The sequence below is a fragment of the Caulobacter sp. 602-2 genome (assembly GCF_011043625.1).
Taxonomy (GTDB): Bacteria; Pseudomonadota; Alphaproteobacteria; order Caulobacterales; family Caulobacteraceae; genus Caulobacter.
Genome location: NZ_JAAKGT010000001.1, coordinates 386,748 through 407,382, shown reverse-complemented (window position 1 = coordinate 407,382; position 20,635 = coordinate 386,748). Strand labels below are relative to the sequence as shown.

Here is a 20,635-nt window from a genome sequence, read left to right as displayed (position 1 = left end):
CGGAGCCTGGCCCCGGCCGCTTAAGCGTCACCGCGGCTCGCGCCCCAGCACCTCCATCCGCATCACCTGCACCCCGCCCTCGGCGAGCGTGGGCAGCTTGGCGAACCAGTCCTTGACGTAGGGCATGGCGTTGTGGGCCTCGAAGTCCTCCTTCGTCGCGAAGATCTCGTAGAAGACGAAGTGGCCCGGCTTGGCGCGGTCTTCCTGCAGGAAGTAGACGAGGTTCTTGGGATCGCCCCGAACCAGCTCCACCAGCGGCAGCGTCGCCGCGCGCAGGGCCGCTTCCTGGCCGGGCTTGGCCTGCACCTGGGCGACGATCGAGTAGGCGCCGGCCGGTATCTGCTCGTATCGGACCCCGCTCGGCTCGCGGGCCAGGGTCGGGCTCGCCCCGGCGCCGACGGCTGTCAGCACGGTCACCGCCAGCAAGGTCGTGATGGTCTTGCGCATCGTGATCTCTCCTCGAAGGAACGGCTTCAGCGCACGGCGCGCTGGCGAGCGGCCAAGGTGTTGGCGAAGCGCTGCTTCACCGGCCCCAGCGCCTTGACGAACTCCAGTTGCTCGCCCTCCGGGCCCTTGCAGTAGATCAGCTCCCAGCCGTCCGACGGCGCCACGGTCACCTTGTTGGTGTTGGCGTCCTGTGGGGCCGCGCGGCGCTCGGCCTCGGTGCCCACCCGGATGATCCGGTTGGCCCGCACCTGGGTCATGCCGCGGCGGGCGGACTCGGCTTCCAGGTCGGTGATGAACTTGTTGAAGTCGACGTCGTCACGCACATAGAAGCAGATGTGCATCATCCGCGGGAACGCGGGGCTCATGTGCTCCACCGGCTCGGCGAAGGCGCGCGGGCCGCCCATCGGCTGGTCGGCGTCGCGGTACTGCAGCAGCTCGATCACCACGTTGTCGAACTGGATGAAGCGGACGTCGAGCCGCTGGGCCCCGCCGCGCAGGTCGGGCACGCCGATGGTGCGCGGATTGACGCCCAGCTCGTTGGCCAGGATGTCCTGGTCGGCCAGAAGGGTGTTGTGGACGGCGTCGCCCTGGAAGTCGCCGTGGCGGAACACCTCCGTGCCGCCCAGCACCTGGGTGTAGAACTCGTAGGCCCGCTCCATGTTCTGGACGGTCAGGCCGAAGTGCTGCACGCCCTGCAGCCGCGCGCCCAGCGGGCCGGCGTTGCGGGCCGCGGCCGACGGGCCGCTGGCGCCCTGCGCGGCGGCGGGGCCGGCGATGGCCGCTCCGGCGGCGGCGGCCATCACCGCGCCGGTGGTGCGCAGCATCTCGCGACGACCGGGATCGGCCGCGCCGGGGGATGTCGGGTTACGCATGATCTGTCTCCTTTTCACTGCTTTGATCGAGGCGTGCGCAAGCCCTTCGGCCGAAGCGAGCCTCGGCCGTCGAGCGACGGTGCGAATGGAAAGGGTCTGGGCTAGTCGGCGCCGGGCAGCGGGGCCGCCGGGTTGACCAGGCCCGCCGCGCGAAGCTCGCGCCAGAAATCGGTCGGGATCGTTTCGTCCAGGGCGGAGCGGTCCTCGGCGATGCGTTCGGGACGGCTGGCGCCGGGGATGACGGCAGCCACGGCCGGATTGGCCAGCGCGAACTGCAGGCCGGCGGCCTTCATGCTGATCCCGTGACGGTCGGCAATGACCTTGATCCGGGCCACCTTGTCGAGAATGGCCGGGGTCGCCGGCGCGTACTCGAAGTTGGGTCCGCCCACCAGGGCCCCGGAGCTGTAGGGACCGCCGACGACGATCCCCAGGCCGCGTTCGGCCACCTTGCCGGTCACGCGCTGCAGGGCCCGATCATGGTCGAGCAGGGTGTAGCGACCCGCCAGCAGGAAGGCGTCGGGACGCGGCTCGTCCAGATCGAGCAGCAGTTCGATCGGCTCGACGCGATTGACGCCCAGGCCCCAGGCCTTGATCACCCCCTCGTCGCGCATACGGTCCAGGGCCTTGAAGGCCCCCTTGCGGGCGCTTTCGAACACGCCCAGCCACTCGTCGCCGTAGAAGTCCTGGGCCACGTCGTGGACGAAGGCGATGTCGATGTGATCGGTGTTGAGCCGCTTCAGGCTGTCCTCGATCGAGCGATAGGTGGCGTCCTCGGAATAGTCGTTCACGATCTTGTTCGGACGGCCGTACTTGAAGACCTCGCCCTTCTCGCCGAGATCGCGGGCGCTGACGTCTTCCACCTCGTCCAGGATCACCCGTCCGACCTTGGTGCTGATCACGTATTGGTCGCGCGGCTTGCCGGCCAGGGCCCGGCCCATGCGGATCTCCGCCAGGCCCGCCCCGTAGAACGGGGCGTTGTCGAAATAGCGGATGCCGTCGTTCCAGGCCGCTTCCACAGTGGCGAGGGCTTCGTCCTCGGGAATGTCGCGAAACATGTTGCCGAGCGGCGCGGCGCCGAAACCGAGCTTACCGGGCAGGATATCCTTGAGCGTCATCGTCTCAACCTTCCATCTGGTGTCGTGTCGGGCGCGTCGCCCGGCTCGAGATCTGAAATAGAACGCCGGCCCGTCGCCCAGTAGCCGGGTCCCGATCGCAGAACTCTGGAAGCAAATTCACAGGCTGCGAACGATGCAGAGCACGCAGCGGCCGGGCTCATCGCGCCCCCTTCTCCGCCGAGCGGACCACGGCCTCCTCGATCAGCGACGCGACCACGCCCGGCTGGGAGACATAGACCGCATGACTGGCGGCGACGTCGCGCACGGTGGCGCCGGCGCGCTTGGCCATCATGCGCTGGGCCGGCGGCGGAATGATGTGGTCGTCCTTGGCGACCAGGTACCAGCTGGGCTTCACCCGCCAGGCCGGGGCGGTAACCTTGCCCTCCAGGGCCTGCGCGCCCCAGGGCTGCTGGGAGTCGGCCATGAAGCGCGCGACCTCGGGCGTGACGTCGGCGGCGAAGGCGGCGGAGAACTTGGCGCGGTCCAGCAGCAGAAGGCCGTCGACCGGCGGCAGGATCGGCAGGGCTGGCGCGCCGGGCGGCGCGTTGGCCACCAGCGAGGACACCGACTCCCCCTGGTCCGGCGCGAAGGCCGCGACATAGACGAGGGCCGAGACCTTGGGATCCGAGCCCGCCTCGGTGATCACCACGCCGCCGTAGGAATGGCCGACCAGCACCACCCTGCCCTCGGCCGCCGCGATCGCTCGCCGGGTGGCCGCGACGTCATCGGCCAGCGAGGTGGTCGGGTTCTGGACGATGACGACCTTGTAGCCGTCGCGGCGAAGGATCCGGTAGACGTCCGCCCAGCCCGAGCCATCGACGAAGGCGCCGTGCACCAGGACGATCGTGCCCGGCTTGTCGCCCGGATCGGCCTGCGCCGCGTGCCCCACAGCGCCGGCGGCGGCGAGAACGCCGACGAGAAGTAACCGATTGATCGGAAGCAAGCGCATCCGTGTTCTCCTAGAGGCTGGCGGCGTTGGACTTCAGTCGGCGTTGGCGATCCAGTTTCCGTGGAAGCCGGGCGGCACGATGTGCGGCAGGTGGATGCTGGCGAGCGGGGCGTCCTCGAACCTGCGGGCGTCGAGGATCACGAGGTCGGTGGTTCGGGTGTCGGCGTCGATGACGAAGCCCATCAGCCAGCCCTCGTCCTCGCCCGCATCGGCATGCGCCGGCACGAAGATGAACTCGCAGGGATGCCGGCCGCGTCCGAAGTCGTGCGCCTGGCGCGTCCCCTCGACGAGGTCGTGCTTGAAGAGGCCCGTCCCCAGGAACGGATCGGTCAACGCCATGGTGTAGGCGTAGCGATAGGGCTGGCCCAGCCGGCGCTCGTCGGGGCGCGGAAACTCCTGCGGCGCAGGATCGATGACGATCCGTCCGACCGTTCCAGCCACTGGATCGAGGGTCCAGCGCTCGAAGGCGCACTGCTCGGAATCCGGCCCCGAGGTGCGCCGCCAGAACATCCTGTCGTGGACGATGACGTCCAGGACCACCGTGCCGTCCGGCGCGTCATAGGCGTTGATCGCATGGAAGACGAAGCAGGGATCGACAGGCAGCCAGGTGACGGCCGCGCCCTTGCCCTCGCGCGGCAGCAGTCCGACCCGCGCGCCGCGCCCCTCGTTCCAGCGATACGGGAAGTGATGGCCGGTGATCGCGGCGGCCAGCGAGAAGGTGACGGGCAGGTCGAGGATGATCGCGAAGCGCCGGGTGAAGGCGAAGTCGTGGATCATCGGCCCGTTCTTGACGGGGATCCGCACCTCACGGCGCACCTTGCCCTCGGGGCCCAGCACCACGAAGCGCAGGGCGCGCCACTTGCTGGCGTCGTAGCAGACGCCCAGCATCTCGCCCGTCAGCGGATCGCGATGCGGATGGGCGGTGAAGCCGCCCTTCAGCGTGTCGTCAAAGTCGGTGTAGCGCACCGTCTGGAGCATCTCGTCCAGTTCGACGGGCGTGCTGCCGGCCTCCACCACGCCCAGGGTCTTGCCTGCGAACCCGACGACATTGGTGTTCACGGTGTCGAAGAGATGACGAGGCCCCGGCGTGCGGGGCTCGACCAGCGCCTTGGCGACGGCGTCCGAACGGATCCAGCGGTTTCGATACCAGGCCGCGCGACCGCCCTGCAGGCGAACGCCGTGAACCATGCCGTCGCCCGCGAACCAGTGATGCTTCTGCCGATTGGGGGCCATCGGGTTGGGCCCCATGCGCAGATACCGGCCGTCGAGCCCGGCGGGGATAACCCCCGTGACGGGCAGATCCTCGAGCGTCAGCTCCTCGGTCATCGGCGTGTGCAGCCCGGTGAGATAGGGGTTGTCCGGCAGGGTCCTGGCCTTGCTGGCGGCTTCGGTGAAAAGCATCCCCGTCTCCCCACGATCCAGCGCCGAACGACCGGCGCCTTCGGTGGACAATGATGTCGCGGTCGGCCGGCTTGGAAAGCTCGAACGGGGGAGCCCGCGATCGCCCGATCGAGCGTCCAGCGATCTAGCGGGCGCTCCCCGGTGCGAGCGCTACGCTATCGTCGCGACCTTGGCCCGACGCGGACGCGCCCCCACACCCGGGCGTCGATGGAGTAGGCGCCGGGTCCCGCCAGGACCAGGGTCGCCAGTCCCCCGACCGTCGCCGGGTCGTGCTGGAGCGCGCCGACGGCGAGCGCCGCCAGGGCGCCGACGAGCGCGCTGCAACGCGTCCCCGCGCCCAGCGCCAGCGAAACGCAGACGATCGCCACAAGCCACTGGCCGGCCCCGCCAAGCTGCGCGACACGCTCCAGGCTGAGGCCGGCGGCGGCCATGGAGAGCCGCAGCACCACCAGGCCCGCGCCGAGCGCTCCAGCGGGATAGATCGGGACCGTCATCTTCATCGAGCGGTCTTGAACCCTCCGCGCGCGCCGGGAAACGCCGATCTAGCTATCGCGCTCTCCCCCGATCGGGGATGCCTTCCGCCCCCTTGCAGAACAGTGTTTGATAAGTGGGGCGGCTGTGGGGGTGGCGATGGCGTCGGGACCAGTTGGGCTTTGGCGAGGATTGTTGGCAGCGCTGTTCTGCGCGGCCGCAGCCTTCGAGGTCGCCGCCCAGCCCTATGCGCTGTCCATGGGCCAGCTGAAGCACGAGGTGTGGACGCGGGACGACGGCGCGCCGTCGGTGCCGCACGCCATGGCCGAGACCGCCAGCGGCCTCGTCTGGATCGCCAGTCGCGACGGGCTGTTCCGCTTCGACGGCCTCGCGTTCGAGCCCATGGACGCCCAGATCGACCGCGACAAGTACGGCCATCCTCGGAAACTCCAGATCGGTCGCGATGGGACGGTCTGGGCCTGGTATTCGAAAGGCTGGCTGGGCGTGTTCCGCCAGGGCCGCCTGCAACTGGTCGAGGCGCCGCCGCCCCGCGGCGAGGTCGTCACCTTCACCCTGACCCCGGACGGCGCGATCTGGGCGGGCGTGGCGCAGATCGGCCAGCCGTTCCTTCGCTATCAGAAAGGGCGCTGGGAGCGGATCTCGCCAAACCCCGACCGCCAGATGCTGCGCGACGCGCTGGTCTCGGCCGATGGCGCCTTCTGGCTGGGCTACAACAAGTCGGTGCTGCGGCGCGCGCCGAACGGCGTGAAGTTCGAGCGGGTGGACACGCCGCTGGGCACGGGCGGACTGCTCGCCGCCGATGCGGATGGAAGGGTCTGGCTGGTGCGCGCGGACGGCGGCGCCCGCCTGACAGGACCGGGAGGCCGCTGGCCGGCGCCGCCTTCCCGGCCCTTCCGCTGGACGAGCCAAGATCCCGGCTGGCTGGCCGCCGCGTTCGACAGGAATGGCAACCTCTGGGTCAAGGGTCGGGATTTCGGCCGGGTCGCAGAGCTCGTGCAGGCCGAGAAGAGCGCTGCCGCCGCCCCCGCCTACGAGACGGGCGAACGAACCCTGATGTCCTCGCCACGCCCTTCCCTGCTGTACGTCGATCGGCGAGGAACCCTTTGGTACGGTGGCCCGCGCAGCCTGGACCACTTCAGCACGCCCAGCATCGTGGTCGAACCGGAACTTACGGCCGCCGCCAAGTACGGCGACCTGCTGATGACGGCCTCTTCCGGCGCCGTCTATATCGGCCAGAGCGACGCGATCTACCGGGTCGATCGGGGCCAGCGTCCGGTCCGCCTTTTTTCGATGACCGAGCCGAGGGCGATCTGCGAGGATCGCGACAAGTCGATCTGGATCGCGGCCGCTGACCGGATCGTGCGGCTTCACGGCGGCGGCCGGACCGAGTTTCCCGCGCCCCCAAGCGAGACCGGCTTCTACGACTGCGGGCCAGATTCCAGCGGACGGTTCTGGCTGCCGGCGTCGACCAGCGGAATGTACTGGCGGGACGGAAGAAGCTGGCGCCCGGTGCCGGCCAAGGACCTTTCGGCGACATCCGACCCGACCCTGATGGTCAGGGACGCGCAAGGCCGCCTGTGGGCCCTGACCGATCCCTCGACCCTGACCCGGCTGGACGGCGGGTTCGCCGAGGCGCGGTCGTTCGCCGCGACCCTCAAGGGGACCAGCGGCGTGCGATCCCTGCACGCCACCACCAAGGGGATCCTGATGTCAGGGCGCGACGGCGCGGCGCTGATGTCGACCGACGGTCCGGCGCGCCTGACGCTGAGCCAGGCCAAGCCGCTGCGCTACGCGACGGGCCTGGCCCAGACGCCCGAGGGCAACACCTGGCTGTTCGGCGCGGGCGGCCTGTCGAGGGTCAGGACCGCCGACCTGGAAAAGGCCTTCGCCGACCCCGCCTTCGTGATGCCCGCGCGCACCTTCAGCTACGAGGACGGCCTGCCCAACGGTCCCAACGCCCAGAACAGCGAGAGCATGGCCCGCGGCGGCGACGGTCGCCTGTGGCTGGCCACGATCGACGGCATCGCCTGGATCGATCCGGCCCGCCTGAGCTCCAACCCGGTCGCGCCCGGCGTCGCCATCACCTCGCTGACCAGCGGGCAGAACACGATCAAGGATCCCGCGAACGTGCGGCTGAAGGCCGGGTCGTCCGACATCACCATCGGGTTCGCGGCGATCAACCTGGCCATGCCTCGTCGGACCCAGGTGCTCTATCGGCTTGAGGGCCACGATGCGGATTGGGTGGATCCCGGGTCGCGCCGACAGGCGTTCTACACGAACCTGGCGCCGGGGACCTATCGCTTCCAGGTCATCGCCGCCAACGAGGACGGGGTCTGGAACCGCACCGGCGCGAACCTGGAGGTCTCGATCGCGCCCACCTTCCTGCAGTCGATCTGGTTCAAGCTTCTGATCGCGGCGGTCCTGATGCTGCTGGCCTGGGCGCTCTACAGCCTGCGCGTCCGCCAAGTTGCCGCCGCGTTCGAGGCCCGCTTCCAGGTTCGCACCGCCGAGCGAGAGCGCATCGCGCGCGAACTGCACGACACCCTGCTGCAGGGCTTCCAGAGCCTGATGCTGCGGTTCCAGGCCGTGGCCAACCGGCTGTCGGGCGACGACCCGCTGCGCAAGGAGATCGACCAGGCCCTCGACCGCGCCGACGTCGTCCTGGCCGAAGGCCGGACCCGCGTCCGCGACCTGAGGAACGAGGCGGCGCGCGCGGATCTCGCAGAAGCCCTCAGCGACATCGTCGGCGCGCTTGGCGACGGCGACGCGCCGCCCATCGACCTGGTGATCGAAGGCGACGCCAGGGCCACCGAGCCGATCGTCGGCGAGGAACTGTTGCGGATCGCCGAAGAGGCGATCCGCAACGCCATCGCCCACGCCAGGGCCTCGGCCATCTCCGTCCGCCTCACCTTCGGCCGCGGCCGCCTTTCGCTGTCGGTCGGCGACGACGGCGTCGGCTTGCCGGTGGCGGTGCGCGAGGCGGGCGAGCGCGAGGGCCACTACGGCCTCAAGGGCATGCGCGAACGGGCCGAGCGCATCGGCGGGCGACTGGCGATCTCCACCCGCCCGAACGGCGGCTCCGAGGTCGAGGTCCAGGTCCCGGCCGGCACCGCCTATCTGGACGGCGGGCCCGCATGGTACTGGTGGCGCAGACTTGTCTTGCCCGGCGCGAAGCCACGATGACCAGCCGCCCCATCCGTGTTCTCACCGTGGACGACCACGCCGTCTTTCGAGAGGGCGTCGCGGCCCTGGTCGGACCGCAGGAAGACATGATGATCGTGGGCGAATGCGAGAACGGCCGGCAGGCCGTCGACGCCTTCCGGCAACTCCGTCCGGACGTGATCCTGATGGACCTGCAGATGCCGATCATGAACGGGCTGGACGCCATCGTCGCGATCCGCGAGACGGCGTCCGACGCGCGCATCGTGGTGCTGACGACCTATCAAGGCGACGCCCAGGCCGTCCGGGCCCTCAAGGCCGGCGCCAGCGGCTACCTCCTGAAGTCCTCGCTCCGCCACGAACTGCTCGACACCATCCGGCTGGTGCACGCCGGTCGTCGCTTCGTCCTGCCCGAGGTCGCCCAGGAGATCGCCGTGCACGCCGCCGAGGAGCCGCTCAGCGCCCGCGAGATCGAGGTGCTGGAATGCATGGCCGCCGGCGGCGCGAACAAGACGATCGCCTACCGGCTTTCGCTGTCCGAGGAGACCGTGAAGGCCCACATCCGCAGCATCTTCTCCAAGCTCGACGTCAACGACAGGACCCAGGCCGTCACCACGGCGCTGCGCCGCGGCATCATCGCGCTCTAGACCATCAGCGATGGCGACCAGAGTGTCTGGTCGCCTCGCCAACGCCAATCAGAACCTCCAGCTGACCTGGGCGCGGGCGCCGTGGTCGCTCAGGCGATCGCCGTAGGCGCCGGAATAGGTCACGCCGATCACGGCGCTGCGGCTAAGGTCGGCCTCCAGCCCCAGATTGACGGCCAGGGCGTCCTTGTCGATCGGAGCACCGATGATCCCGAACGACGGCGCGCCGGTGAACCCCAGGTCGATGGTCGGTGCGCGATCACCGAAGGCGTGGCGCAGCGCGGCCGAACCGGCAAGGCGCAGGCCAAGCTCGCCCGCCTTCAGATCGCTCTTCAGGCGCACGCCGACCGAACCATAGGTCAGGTGCTCATCGCCGCCGCCATGCAGCGCGGCGCTGCCCCCCTTCTCGGCGACATCGGCGCCGGTCAAGCCGACATAGGCAAGGCCCAGGAACGGCTGCACCGTCGTGCCGGCCACCTCGCGCTTCAGGGCGACTTCGCCGAACGCTTGATAGGTGCGGGCCGAGTAGTCGCTCGACAGGGTCTCGCCGAACGTTCCGAACGCGACCCGGCGCGAGGCCTCGACCTCATGCCAGGCATAGGCGCCGCCAAGCTGGAACGACACCCCGCCGCGCTCGGCCAGGACATAGCCGCCGAGGTGATAGGTCTCGACGTCGTGCCTGGCGCGCGCGGTCTTCAGGTCGCCGGCGCTGTAGCCCACGGCGACGCCGGCGCGGATGTCCCGGCCCAGCGAGGCGTCATAGCCTGTCACCAATCCCTGGACGTCGCGGTCGTAGCTCTGAGCGTTGCCGTCGCCCTTCATGGAGCCCCAGCCGCCGAAGGTCTCTCCCCAGGCCGACGATCCCTCGACGCCGGCCAAGTCGCCCCGCGCCAGGATCGCGTCGCGCACGAAGCGGCTGTCCTGGATCAGCGAGCCGCGCAGGCTGGCGTAGTCCGAGCCGGCCAACTGGTCGAAGGCGTCGCGCGCCTGCTCGGCCGAGAGGTTGACCACGGCGTCGAAGACCGGGTTGTCCCACCCCAGGTGCTGGGCCCCCGCCCCCGCCGCGACCTGGTTCGGGGTCACGCCGATGTCCGTGAAGCTGATGTCGTTGCGCCGCAGCCGCAGATAGACGTTGAAGCCGTCATAGCTGAGCGACGGATCGAGGAAGGCCAGGTTCGAGGTCACGCCGTCGAACTTGCTTCCGGCCGCCAGGCCTCCGTTGGCGTGCAGGATCAGGTAGTTGGTCTGCGGCCGATAGTCTCCCGCGCCCGCCAGCACCTTGACGGTCCCGCCCTGGATCGTGGCCAGGCCGGAGGCGAGGATCATGTCCGACTGCCCCGCCGCGTTCGTCTCGACCTCGAAGATCGAGCCAGGCTTGAAGGTGACGCCCCCGGCGACATTGAGCACGCCGATCGAGTTGCCCGGCGCGATCGTGCCCGACACGACGGTGGTTCCCACCGTGCCGACGCCCTGGAGGCGACCACCCGACCAGACGTCCAGCGCGCCGCCGAGCACGCCGTTCACCGCCAGCACGCCCCGCTCGACGGTCGTCGCGCCGGTGAAGCCGCCGGAGGCCCCGGTCAGTTCGGTCTTGCCCGCGCCGACCTGGCGCAGAGAGCCCGAGCCGCTGATGGAGCCGGCGTAGGTCAGGCTGTCCGAACGGTCGAACAGCAGCGCGCCGTTGACGACCACGTCGCCGCCGACGGCGCCCCTCGTTCCGCCTCCGCCGAGGTTCAGTTGCGCGCCCGAGGCGATGGTCGTGACGCCGGAATAGGTGTTGTTGGAGGTGAAGGTGACGCCGCCGTCCAGGATGCGCACCGCGCCGGCACCGGAGATCTGGCCGTTGAAGGTGACGGCGTCCGACCGGTTGAAGGCCAGCACGCCGTTGTTGGCGACGTCGCCGACGATCGAACCCGACACGCCGCCATCGCCGATCTGCAGCGTGCCCGCCTGGATGGTGGTGCCGCCGTAAGAGTTGTCCCCCGTCAGGATCAGCGTCCCAGCTTCGGTCTTGATGATCCGGCCCATGCCGTAGATCGACGCGCCGATCTTGGCGACATCGGCCAGGACGCGGATCTCGCTGCCCGCCGCGGCGGTGAGCAGGCGCCCCGTCCCCGTCAACTCATAGCCCTCGTCGACGAACTGCAGGCCCTTGAACCTCAAGCTATCCTCGACCGTGATCTGGCCGCCGGCGAATGAGCCGGCGTCCTTGAAGACGGCGTAGTTGCTGGCCCAGTCATCCAGAGTGTTGCCGCCCTGGTTCAACCATTGCTTGTTGTCGGCGTTCCAGACCCCATCGCCGCCCTGCCAGTGCTGCAGGGTGTTGTCGCCGGGAATGAGCGTGCTGGTGATGATGAGGTTGACCCGGCCACCGCCCGCTTGCAGCGTGTAGTCCACGTTGCTCAGCGACGGCGTCGAGCCGATCGTCGCCGTATTGGAGATCAGGGCGCCGCGATAGGTGATGAGGCGATAGTAGCCAACGTCGGCGGTGCCGAAGCCCGGCTGCGTGGTTCCCACGAGATTGATCACACCGTTCAGCGTCAGATCGCCGTTGACCGTCAGGTAGTCGCTGACGCCGGGAGACGTCAACGAGAAGCCCGGGGCGCCCAATTCGATGTCGAGGTTGGAGCCCGCGGCCAGGGTCAGGTCCCCTCCGATCGACATCGAGCCGATGGAGGCGCCCGGCGCCAGATGGCCACCGCTCAATATGGTGACGTCACCCACCGCGCCCGCGCCGTTCAGCGTCGCACCAGAGCCGACGGTGATCGTCGAACCGGGCATGTACCCGTTGAGCATCAGGCTTCCCGCATCGACGACAATCGCGCCGGTGAAGCCTGAGTTGTTGCCGGTCAGCGCCAACTGGCCCGAACCGACCTGGCGAACAATACCCGAGCCGGTGATGACGCCGGAGAAAGTGAAATTATCGGAGCGATCGAACGCCAGGGCCCCGTTGACGACCACGTCGCCGATCGAACCGCTCGCGCCGCCTCCGCCCAGGTTCAGCTGCGCGCCCGCGGCGATGGTCGTACCGCCGGTGTAGATGTTGTCGGCGGTGAAGGTCACGCCGCCGTCCAGGATGCGCACCGCGCCCGAGCCGGTGATCCGGCCATCGAAGGTGATGGCGTCCGACCGTTTGAAGACCAGCACGCCGTTGTTGGCGACATTGCCGACGATCGAGCCCGAAGTCCCGCCGTCGCCGATCTGCAGCGTGCCCGCATCGATCGTGGTCCCGCCGGCATAGGTATTGGCGCCGGTCAGGACCAGCGTGCCGGCCTGGGTCTTGGTGATCGCGCCGGGGCCGGTGATCCCCACGCCGATCTTGGCGAGGTCGGCCAGAACGCGGATCTCGCTCGTGCCCGGGACGGTGACCAACTGGCCGGTTCCGGTCAGCTCATAGCCCTCGTCGACGAACTGCAGGCCGATGAAGCTCTGCGCGCCGTCCACCGTCACCGCGCCGCCCGTGAAGGCGCCGGCGTCCTTGAAGATCGCATACTTGCCCACCCAGGCGTACGGGGTGTTGCCGCCGTCGTTCAGCCACTGCGTGCTGGTCGCGCTCCAGACACCGTCGCCGCCCTGCCAGTGCTGCAGGGTGTCGTCGCCAGGAACCAGCGCGCTGCTGATGTAAAGGTCGACCCGGCCGCCGCCCGCCTGCAGCGCGTAGTTCACGTTGCTCAGCGAGGGCTTGGCGCCGATCGTCGCCGTGTTGGCGGTCAGGGCGCCGCCGTAGGTGATCAGGCGATAGTAGCCGATGCCGGCGACGCCGTCGGCGGGGTCGGCGCTCTGCGAGAGGTTGACCACGCCGTTCAGCGCCAGGTCGCCGCCGACGACCAGGCGGTCGCTGACGCCCGGGGAAGCCGACGACGCGCCCGGCGCACCCAGTTCGAAGTCGAGGTTGGAGCCGGAGGCCAGGGTCAGGTTCCCGGCGATCGACAGCGTGCCGACCGAGTTGCCGGCCGCCAGATGGCCGCCGCTCTGGATGACGGCAGCGCCCACCGTTCCCGAACCGCCCAGGGCGGCGCCGGAGGCGACGGTGACGGTCGACCCGGCCAGGGAGCCATTGACCAACAGGGTTCCGGCGTTGACGGCCGTCGCGCCGGTGAAAGCCGATGAATCCTCGGTCAGGATCAGCTTGCCCGCGCCGGCCTTGCGGAACGCGCCAGCGCCCGAAAGCTCGAACCCATAGGTTCCGTTGCTGCTCTGGTCGAAGGTGAGGAACGCGCCGGCTGCGATCGCAATGGCGCCACGGATCGTATCCGTCCCGGCTATCACGCCGCCGCCCGAGATCGCCCAGTCCGATGCGATCTCGCCGCTCACGGTCAGCGTTCCCGCGCCCGCCTTGGTCACCGTGCCGCCGCTGGAGATCTGGCCGGCATAGACACCGTCGAACGCCTGGTCGAAGACGACACCCCGGCTGCCGGCGCCGCTGCCGAAGACCACGCTGCCGGCCAGGCTGTTGCTGTCGCCCTTCAGCACGCCTTCAAGCACCGACCAGGTCTGGCTGCCCGCACCCGTCAGGGTCCAGGTGCTGGCGCCCAACTTCTGGAAGGTGTCGAAGCCCATCAGGCCGTAGCCGTCGACGGACCCGTCCGATCCGATATGCGAGGCGTTGAAGGTGTCGTCGCCCGCGCCGCCCAGGGCCAGCACGTTGTTGGAACCGCCGCCAGACACCGCCACGACGTCACGGATCCACGAGCCCGCATGGAGTTCCAGGCGGTTGTCGCTGCCGAACAGCTCGATCGCGTAGGCGCGCTGGGAGCGGTTGTTCACGCCGCCGATGATCGTGCCCGAATTGATGATGGTGGTGGAGCCGGTGCTGGCGCCGACCACGCCCCGGCCGCCGGCCCCCGGCTGGATCGCGTTGGAGGGCCGACCGCCCGCTCCGCCCTGGATCGTTCCGGCGTTGACCAGCACCCCCGGCTGGCCGCCCGTGAAGACGATGCCCGCCCCGCCCGCGCCGGAATAGTTGCTGCCGGAACCGCCGTTGCCGCGCCCGCCGACGCCGCCGGCGATCACGCCGGTCGCGCTGTTCTCGATCGAGCCGCCCCAGGCGATCACGCCGTTTCCGGCCGCGCCGCCGTTCGAATAGCCGTAGCCGCCCTCGCCGCCCGTGATCGTGCCGGCGTTCGTGATGGTTCCCAGGTTGCTGAGCACGCCGGCGGCGCCGGCCCCTGCCCAGCTGGCGAAGGTGCCCCCTGCCCCGCCCGTGATCGTGCCGCTGACGACGTTCAACGAACCGCCGCTGTAGAGGAACAGGCCGGCGCCGCCGTTGCCGAACGAGCTGCCCGCGCCGCCCGTGATGGCGCTGGCCGAACCGCCCGCGCCGCCGTTGACGGTCACCGAACCGCCATTCAGCAACACCAGTCCGGCGCCGCCGCCACCGCCGCCACCGCCGCCGCCAACGCCGCCACTGCCCGCGCCGCCGTCGCCGCCCGTGACGTCATAGCCCGCGGTCGACAGCTGAACGTTCGTCCCCGTCAGAACGAGCCCACCGCCGCCGCCGCCGCCCGCCGCCCGCCGCGCTCGCACCACCGTTGGCGCCGTCTGTCGCGATGAAGTCGACGGTCAACGAAGCGGTTCCAGTCGTGGCGAGCTGCGAGCCCAGGCCGCCGGCGCCGCCGCTACCGCCGCCAGCCGCGCCACCGCCGCCGGCCGAAAGGTCGTTCAGCGCCCCAGGCTGCCCTCCGGCCGCACCAGCCCCGGCTTCCGCCGAACCGGTGGGTGTAGTCGCCGCTGCCCCGCCGTAGCTTCCAGCGCCGGAGGCCCCGCCGCCGCCGCCCGCAATACCGCCCTGAGGCGTGTGGGGAGTATAGCCGGCGCCGTCGCCCCCGCCCTTGGTGATCTGCCGGGCCTGCGCCATCGGGGCGCCGAGGCCGACGGCCAGCGCGAGCACCGTGAGCGAGACCGAGTTGCGGATGACCCGCGCCTTGTTGAACGACTGCAGCACTTTGACACCTGCCAGGCCCGTCTTGGCGAGCCGCTCCTGAACCGCAGGGACGTCGGAACGCATCACGCGACGCGTTCGGCTGGGCCTGGCCCGATCCCCCTGAAACGCACGCGCAAACAGCGGCCGACGGCGGCGCCTTACGCGCGCCGCGTCGATGATCCGCATGACGCGTGTCGACCGTCCCTGCCAGCGGGACGGGTGAGCGCCTATGCAATCCCGGCATGAACAGCGGCGCTTGGAGCGGAAGGGTCAGTGCGTGTTGCGGCGCAAGGTGTCGGAAGGACGCTCGCCGAAACGCAGGCCATAGGCCTGGGCGAAACGGCCCAGCTCCCAGAAGCCGTGGTCCATAGCGATGTTGGTCACCAGCGTAGTGGCGGGATCGCAAGCCTGCAGCCGCGCATGGACAAGGTCCAGCCGGCGATTGCGAGCGTAGCGCACCGCGCTTTCTCCCAGGAATTCCTGGCAGGCCAGGTTCAGCGTCCGCTCGGCAACACCCACGACCCTGCAGATGTCGCCCAGCGACAGCATCTCCTCCGGCCGCTCCTCCAGGGCGCTTTCGAAGCGGGCGACGATCTGGCGATGACGCCCGAGGGCGGCCCTGCCCGGCTTGACCAGCCCCTGTGAGAGGCAGGCCATCAGCCTGTCTACGACCGCGCCAGCCAGGGCCTTGGAGGGTTGCGGCTCGGCGAGGATATGCGGCCGGCTCCGGATCACGCCGGAAATGTCGCCCATCAGCGCGATGAGCTCGTTCATCGCCGCCGCCGGCGCGACGAACATGCGGTCATCGTCCAGCGGCGCGCCATGCCCGGCGCCCATCAGATCGGGCGCGTGCGCCGTAAGTCGCTCGAACGGCATGGTCACGATGCCGAAGGCCCAGGGCATGCCGGGCGGCGAGCTCGTGACGGTCCGTTCGTTGGGCCGGAAGTGAAAGATGTGCCGGCCGAAGAGCTTGCGCCCCGAGACCCGCCGCATGATCCCCGGCTCGGTGGCGAACATGAAGGTGTGGACGCCGGGGATGGCCGCGGTCTGGGCGATGCCCTGAGCGAACCGACCCATGCCAAGGTTCAGTCCGCCAAAGCTCGCCCGCGCCAGCATGCCGTCGAACCGCAGCCTGCCACGTTCGAGCGGAAGAGGCTTCGCGCCCGAATTGATGTCGCCGATCGCCAGAGCCATCGTCTCGGGGTCGGTGAACGTGGCGAACGCGCTCGAGACGGAATATCGGGACGGATCGGGCGTCATCTTGGTGCGCTGGGTCGCAAACTGTGTCGACTTGGCGACAATCAGCAACCGGTATTCCAAGACGCGTCAAAGAACAACCAGAGCTCGCGCCACACGACCTCATGCCAGCTCGACGCCGCCCTAGCGACGCGTGAAGGACGCCCCGGCCGTCACCTGCGTGTCCCGGAGGTCAGCCGCAGTTCGTACTCCGGAACGATCCGCACGCCCCTCACCTCGCCCACCTGGCCGCCGACCGGGATCGGCGCCTTCACCTCGGGTTGGATATAGAGCGGATTGTCGGCGCGCAGCGGCAGCACCGTCAGCGTCCAGTCGCGGCCCAGCCTGTCGCTGAAGCGGCTCAGCCCCACCTCCCACTTGGGGCCGTAGTAGAACTGGTCGTCCAGCATTTCGACGTCGTCGAACAGGCGCGCCACGTCGCCGGCATAGTCGATCTCCAACCAGACCTCGCTCAGGCCGTCGAGCGCGCCCTTCGGCAGGCTCAGCGTCCAGGCGCCCGAGCGCCCGTACTGCTCGGCATAGGGCTGCAGCACGGCCTTGGCCCGCCCGCCGATCTCCGGTGCCGGCATTCCCTGAGGCTTACGCAGCGGCTTGACCTCGGCGGTCAGGGTCTTGGCGGACGCCTGGGCCTCGAACACCTGGAAGGCTCCCCGCCCCTTCACGCGGCGCAGCGGCAGGCTGGCGACCGGCGCGGCGTCCAGCGCGGGCAGCACCGAGAGACGGAAGCCGGCGTCGGCCTTGGAGCGCACCGACCATCCTTCGCCATCGGCGAAGATCGGATCCTCGCTGAGCACCAGCCGCTCCTTGCCGCCGAACGGCAGCAGATAGGCCTGCCTGGCCTGTTCGGCGCTGATCAGCACGATCCGCACCCGCTTGCCGCCAGGGGCCCGTACGGCCAGCTCGCGCACGCCCTCGGGCGTCAGGGTCGGGGTCACCACGCGGCCGCCGGCGGCCTTCAGGCGCTTGCCGTTCAGCGTGACCACGACATCGGCCGAGAAGGCCATCTCCACCGGCACGCCCTTGGTGGCCGAAAAGACGTAGACGGGCCCGTCGGCGTCTTCGAGCCGGGTCAGCGGCTGGGCGCTGGCCCAGGCCAGGTTGGCGCCGTCGAGATCCAGGTTGATCGGCCAGACGAAATAGGCGCCGGCGGGGATGTCGACAGCACGGCTCGGGAAGGTCACGAGGCCGCCGGGCAGCTTGACCTCGAAGCGGGTCTTGGCCTGAATCGGAGTTTCGAACTGCCGCACGTGGTTGTTGAAGAACAGGAAGCCACGGTCGCCCTGGCTGCGCACCGACCAGCGCGGGGTGGAAACGTCGTCGCGGCCGCTCAGCCTTTCGGCTGGCCGCTGCACCTCCATCGGCGCGAGCCTGGCTCCGAACGCCTTCATGAACAGGTGGTAGGGCCGGACCGCGTCGGCGACGGGGTGAACCTGGCCGTACTGGCCCAGCGGCGCCTGGAAATCGTAGTTGATGATCGGCATGCCGTTGTAGCCGCCCTGGCGGTCGTCCTCCTCCAGGGTGGTGTGGCCCTGCGGATTACGGCCGCCATGGAACATGTAGTAGCCGTAGAGATTGGCCCCCGAGCCCAGCTGCACCGGCAGCATGGCGGCCACGTCGTCGGGCGACAGATAGGGCCTGCGACGATACATGATCGGCACGCCGCCGCCGAACTCCGCCCCCAGGAAAGGGGTGTTGTCCATGTCGGTCTCGATCGTGCCGGGATTGCGCGACGTCGTCTGCGCGCCGAGATCCCCGCCGACGCGGCTGGCGAAGCGGAAGGCGTAGACCTCCTTGGGCGGCAGGCGGCCCTGCCTGGCGCTCCACGGTTCGTCGGCGTAACCGCCGAACACGGGAATGACCTCGCCCTTGGGATAGACCGCGTTGTCCCAGCCGGTCACCGTGTAGAGCGGCACGTCGAAGCCGATCTTGCGCGCCAGGGTCTTGAGCGTCGCGATATGCCCGACGCCGGCGCCAGGACCACCGAGATTGTACTCGTTCTCCAGTTGGACGCCGACGACAGGGCCGCCGTCCTTCCAAAGCTGGCCCTCGACCTGTCTGTAGATCTCGCGCCAGTAGCGCTCGACATAGGTCAGGTAGACCGGATCATCGCGCCGGGTGGGCATGGCGTTGACCACCCAATCGGGCGTGCCGCCCCAGCGCACCTCGCCATGGGCCCAGGGGCCGATGCGGATCACCACCATCAGGCCATTGGCCTTGGTCAGCGCGACGAAGCGCTTGAGATCACGATCGCCCGCCCAGTTGAACTGACCGGCGCGCTCCTCGTGGTGGTTCCAGATGATGTAGGTGGCCACGATGTCGACGCCCTGGGCCTTCATCTTGGCCAGCTCGGCGTTCCAGTTCTCGGGCGGATAACGGGTGTAGTGGAACTCGCCCATGACCGGGATCCAGGGCTGGCCGTTGCGCGTCAGGTAGCGGTTGTTGACGCCCAGCGTCTGGCCGTCGGGTGCTGTGGAGGCCCCCATGCGCAGGTGCTCGGAGCGCACCGCGGCGGGCGGACGGGTCGCGTCCACCGTCAGGTCGGCGCCCTGGGCTGCGATCGCCGTTGCGAACGCCGAGGCCGTGGCCAGGGCAAGGGTCCGGATGCGAAGGGTCATGGAACGGTTCCTGACGGTGTCTGTTTCGGCGCGCGGGGGGATCAGCGATCGCGGCGATGCGACAGGGCGGCCTCAATCTCCTCGAGGGTTCGCCCCTTGGTCTCGGGCACGCGCAAGGCGATGAAGATAAAGCCCGCCAGGCAGACGACGCCGTAGGACCAGAAGGTCCCCGCCGCGCCCAGACGCTGGTTGAGGATCGGAAAGGTGAAGGTGACCACGAAGCAGGCGATCCACAGCGCCGAGACCGCGATCGACATCGCCGCCCCGCGAACGCGGTTGGGGAAGATCTCCGACAGCAGCACCCAGGTCACCGGCGCCAGAGACATGGCGTAGGCGGCGATGACGCCCAGGGTCAGCAGCAGGACGACGGGTCCCTGGATCCCCAGGAAGAACGCCGCCCCGAGCAGCCCGTGCATCACCGCGATCGCCGCCGCGCCCCACAGCATGAGCGTGCGCCGGCCCAGCCGGTCGACGGTGGCGGTCGCCACCAGCGTGAAGGCCAGATTGATCGCGCCGGTGATGACGATGTTGAACATCACGCCGCTGAGGTCGTAGCCCGCGCCGCGATAGATCTCCTCGGCATAGTTGAAGATGACGTTGGTGCCGCTCCACTGCTGCAGGACGGCCAGGCCGACGCCGGTCAGCAGCACGCCCAGCACAGCCGGCGCGAGCAGTTCGTTGGCCGAGCCCGTGTCGGCGCGCTCGCGCTCCAGCCCGGCCTCGATCTCGGCCAGGGCCTCGCGCGCATAGGCCTCGCCGCCGATCTTGCGCAGCACGGCCTGGGCGCGATCGCGACGGCCGGCCTTCAGCAGCCAGCGCGGGCTCTCCGGCACCAGGAAGGCGCAGAAGAAGAAGATCACCGACGGGACGGCGACGGCCGTGAACATCCAGCGCCATCCGTACTGGCCCTGCCAGGTGTCGCGGATCGCCTCGTGGCCCATGTCGCCGCCGACATCGCCGGCGATCAGCATGTTGACCACCTGCGCGGCCAGGATCCCCACCACCAGCGTCAGTTGGTTGAGGGTGACGAGCCGACCGCGCCAGGCGGCTGGACTGATCTCGGCGATGTAGGTCGGCGAGATGTTGGAAGCGACGCCGATGGCGACGCCGCCGACGATCCGCCAGAACACGAAGGTCGAGAACCCCTGCGCCCAGCCTGTCAGGATCGACGATACGCCGAACAGGACCGCTGCGATGATCAGCAGCTTCTTGCGGCCGATCCGGTCGCTGACCAGGCCGCTGAACACCGAGCCCAGCAGGCAGCCCAGCAGCGAGCAGCTGTTGGCCCAGCCGACCTGGGCCTCGCTGGTCAGGTGGAAATAGGGTTCGTAGAACGGCTTGGAGCCCCCGACCACGACCCAGTCGTAGCCGAACAGCAGCCCGCCCAGGGCCGCCACGCTCGAGATCGTCCAGATGTAGGCGAGGTTCAGTTGGCCCGAAGCAGCCTGCTCGGCTCGGCCGCTCGACATCGTGTGCATCCGGACATCGCCCCCTTGCTTCGGCGTGTACCCGTCAGGGTCGCAAGGAGCGACGGGCCCGCCTTTCGCGGCCATAAGTCCGTGCGGCGGCCTCGCCGTCAACCTATTTGTATTACTTATCTCATCCAGCAGCGCTTCATGGAGACCGCTCTCCGGCCCCACGGTCAACCGGAACTCGGCCATGACGGAGCCGAGACCGCTAAGCCCACCGGCAGAGCCCAACTTAACGCCCCATCGCTCCAGCTGATTTGTAATATATATCTTTGACGGCGATGGTCTAAGT

Annotated in this window: 13 protein-coding genes; 2 read left to right on the top strand and 11 right to left on the bottom strand. The window is 69.4% G+C overall.

The window, feature by feature from the left end; translation table 11 throughout:
- Positions 1 to 27 precede the first annotated feature (27 nt).
- The 6 genes from G5B46_RS01835 to G5B46_RS01810 form a co-directional block, all read right to left on the bottom strand.
- Entirely contained in the window at positions 28 to 447 is a 420-nt protein-coding gene (locus G5B46_RS01835; protein ID WP_165255553.1) for a putative quinol monooxygenase, read from the bottom strand.
- Between the two features lie 26 nt (positions 448 to 473).
- Positions 474 to 1,319, bottom strand: a complete 846-nt coding sequence (locus G5B46_RS01830; protein WP_165255551.1) for a VOC family protein — start codon at positions 1,317 to 1,319, stop codon at positions 474 to 476.
- 101 nt (positions 1,320 to 1,420) lie between these two features.
- The gene (locus G5B46_RS01825) at positions 1,421 to 2,434 is read right to left on the bottom strand and encodes an aldo/keto reductase (protein WP_165255549.1); all 1,014 of its coding nucleotides are present in this window, start codon (positions 2,432 to 2,434) and stop codon (positions 1,421 to 1,423) included.
- Between the two features lie 157 nt (positions 2,435 to 2,591).
- Positions 2,592 to 3,383, bottom strand: a complete 792-nt coding sequence (locus G5B46_RS01820; RefSeq protein ID WP_205691425.1) for an alpha/beta hydrolase — start codon at positions 3,381 to 3,383, stop codon at positions 2,592 to 2,594.
- A gap of 33 nt (positions 3,384 to 3,416) precedes the next feature.
- Positions 3,417 to 4,784 carry a carotenoid oxygenase family protein gene (locus tag G5B46_RS01815; RefSeq protein WP_165255548.1) on the bottom strand — a complete coding sequence of 456 codons (1,368 nt, stop codon included), beginning with the start codon at positions 4,782 to 4,784 and terminating at the stop codon, positions 3,417 to 3,419.
- Between the two features lie 155 nt (positions 4,785 to 4,939).
- On the bottom strand, positions 4,940 to 5,284 hold the full coding sequence (locus G5B46_RS01810) for a hypothetical protein (protein WP_165255546.1): 345 nt from the start codon (positions 5,282 to 5,284) through the stop codon (positions 4,940 to 4,942).
- A 166-nt stretch (positions 5,285 to 5,450) separates the two neighbouring features.
- On the opposite strand from G5B46_RS01810, the gene G5B46_RS01805 reads away from it, so the two are divergent.
- Both G5B46_RS01805 and G5B46_RS01800 read left to right on the top strand, forming a co-directional pair.
- Positions 5,451 to 8,459 carry a sensor histidine kinase gene (locus G5B46_RS01805; protein WP_165255544.1) on the top strand — a complete coding sequence of 1,003 codons (3,009 nt, stop codon included), beginning with the start codon at positions 5,451 to 5,453 and terminating at the stop codon, positions 8,457 to 8,459.
- Positions 8,456 to 9,082: a response regulator transcription factor gene (locus G5B46_RS01800; RefSeq protein ID WP_165255542.1), complete on the top strand. Its 627-nt coding sequence runs from the start codon at positions 8,456 to 8,458 to the stop codon at positions 9,080 to 9,082. The genes G5B46_RS01805 and G5B46_RS01800 overlap by 4 nt, the downstream gene beginning before the upstream one ends.
- 48 nt (positions 9,083 to 9,130) lie before the next feature.
- Here the strand turns inward: G5B46_RS01800 and G5B46_RS01795 are convergent, their stop codons facing one another.
- The 5 genes from G5B46_RS01795 to G5B46_RS01775 form a co-directional block, all read right to left on the bottom strand.
- Positions 9,131 to 14,608, bottom strand: a complete 5,478-nt coding sequence (locus G5B46_RS01795; protein WP_165255540.1) for an autotransporter domain-containing protein — start codon at positions 14,606 to 14,608, stop codon at positions 9,131 to 9,133.
- A complete protein-coding gene (locus G5B46_RS01790) occupies positions 14,517 to 15,086 on the bottom strand; it encodes a hypothetical protein (RefSeq protein WP_165255538.1) in 570 nt (189 codons plus the stop codon). Before G5B46_RS01790 ends, G5B46_RS01795 begins: the two co-directional genes overlap by 92 nt.
- 186 nt (positions 15,087 to 15,272) lie before the next feature.
- A complete protein-coding gene (locus tag G5B46_RS01785; RefSeq protein WP_165255536.1) occupies positions 15,273 to 16,310 on the bottom strand; it encodes a helix-turn-helix domain-containing protein in 1,038 nt (345 codons plus the stop codon).
- Between the two features lie 101 nt (positions 16,311 to 16,411).
- Positions 16,412 to 18,874, bottom strand: a complete 2,463-nt coding sequence (locus tag G5B46_RS01780) for a beta-galactosidase (protein ID WP_165255534.1) — start codon at positions 18,872 to 18,874, stop codon at positions 16,412 to 16,414.
- A gap of 41 nt (positions 18,875 to 18,915) precedes the next feature.
- Complete coding sequence (locus G5B46_RS01775) at positions 18,916 to 20,343, bottom strand: sugar porter family MFS transporter (protein ID WP_165255532.1); 1,428 nt, start codon at positions 20,341 to 20,343, stop codon at positions 18,916 to 18,918.
- Positions 20,344 to 20,635: the final 292 nt, after the last annotated feature.

What these genes read in the sequence shown, in the direction of transcription:
- G5B46_RS01835 (WP_165255553.1), bottom strand. Translation starts at nt 447, where the DNA reads ATGCGCAAGACCATCACGACCTTGCTGGCGGTGACCGTGCTGACAGCC.
- G5B46_RS01830 (WP_165255551.1), bottom strand. Translation starts at nt 1,319, where the DNA reads ATGCGTAACCCGACATCCCCCGGCGCGGCCGATCCCGGTCGTCGCGAG.
- G5B46_RS01825 (WP_165255549.1), bottom strand. Translation starts at nt 2,434, where the DNA reads ATGACGCTCAAGGATATCCTGCCCGGTAAGCTCGGTTTCGGCGCCGCG.
- G5B46_RS01820 (WP_205691425.1), bottom strand. Translation starts at nt 3,383, where the DNA reads ATGCGCTTGCTTCCGATCAATCGGTTACTTCTCGTCGGCGTTCTCGCC.
- G5B46_RS01815 (WP_165255548.1), bottom strand. Translation starts at nt 4,784, where the DNA reads ATGCTTTTCACCGAAGCCGCCAGCAAGGCCAGGACCCTGCCGGACAAC.
- G5B46_RS01810 (WP_165255546.1), bottom strand. Translation starts at nt 5,284, where the DNA reads ATGAAGATGACGGTCCCGATCTATCCCGCTGGAGCGCTCGGCGCGGGC.
- G5B46_RS01800 (WP_165255542.1), top strand. Translation starts at nt 8,456, where the DNA reads ATGACCAGCCGCCCCATCCGTGTTCTCACCGTGGACGACCACGCCGTC.
- G5B46_RS01790 (WP_165255538.1), bottom strand. Translation starts at nt 15,086, where the DNA reads ATGCGTTCCGACGTCCCTGCGGTTCAGGAGCGGCTCGCCAAGACGGGC.
- G5B46_RS01780 (WP_165255534.1), bottom strand. Translation starts at nt 18,874, where the DNA reads ATGACCCTTCGCATCCGGACCCTTGCCCTGGCCACGGCCTCGGCGTTC.
- G5B46_RS01775 (WP_165255532.1), bottom strand. Translation starts at nt 20,343, where the DNA reads ATGTCGAGCGGCCGAGCCGAGCAGGCTGCTTCGGGCCAACTGAACCTC.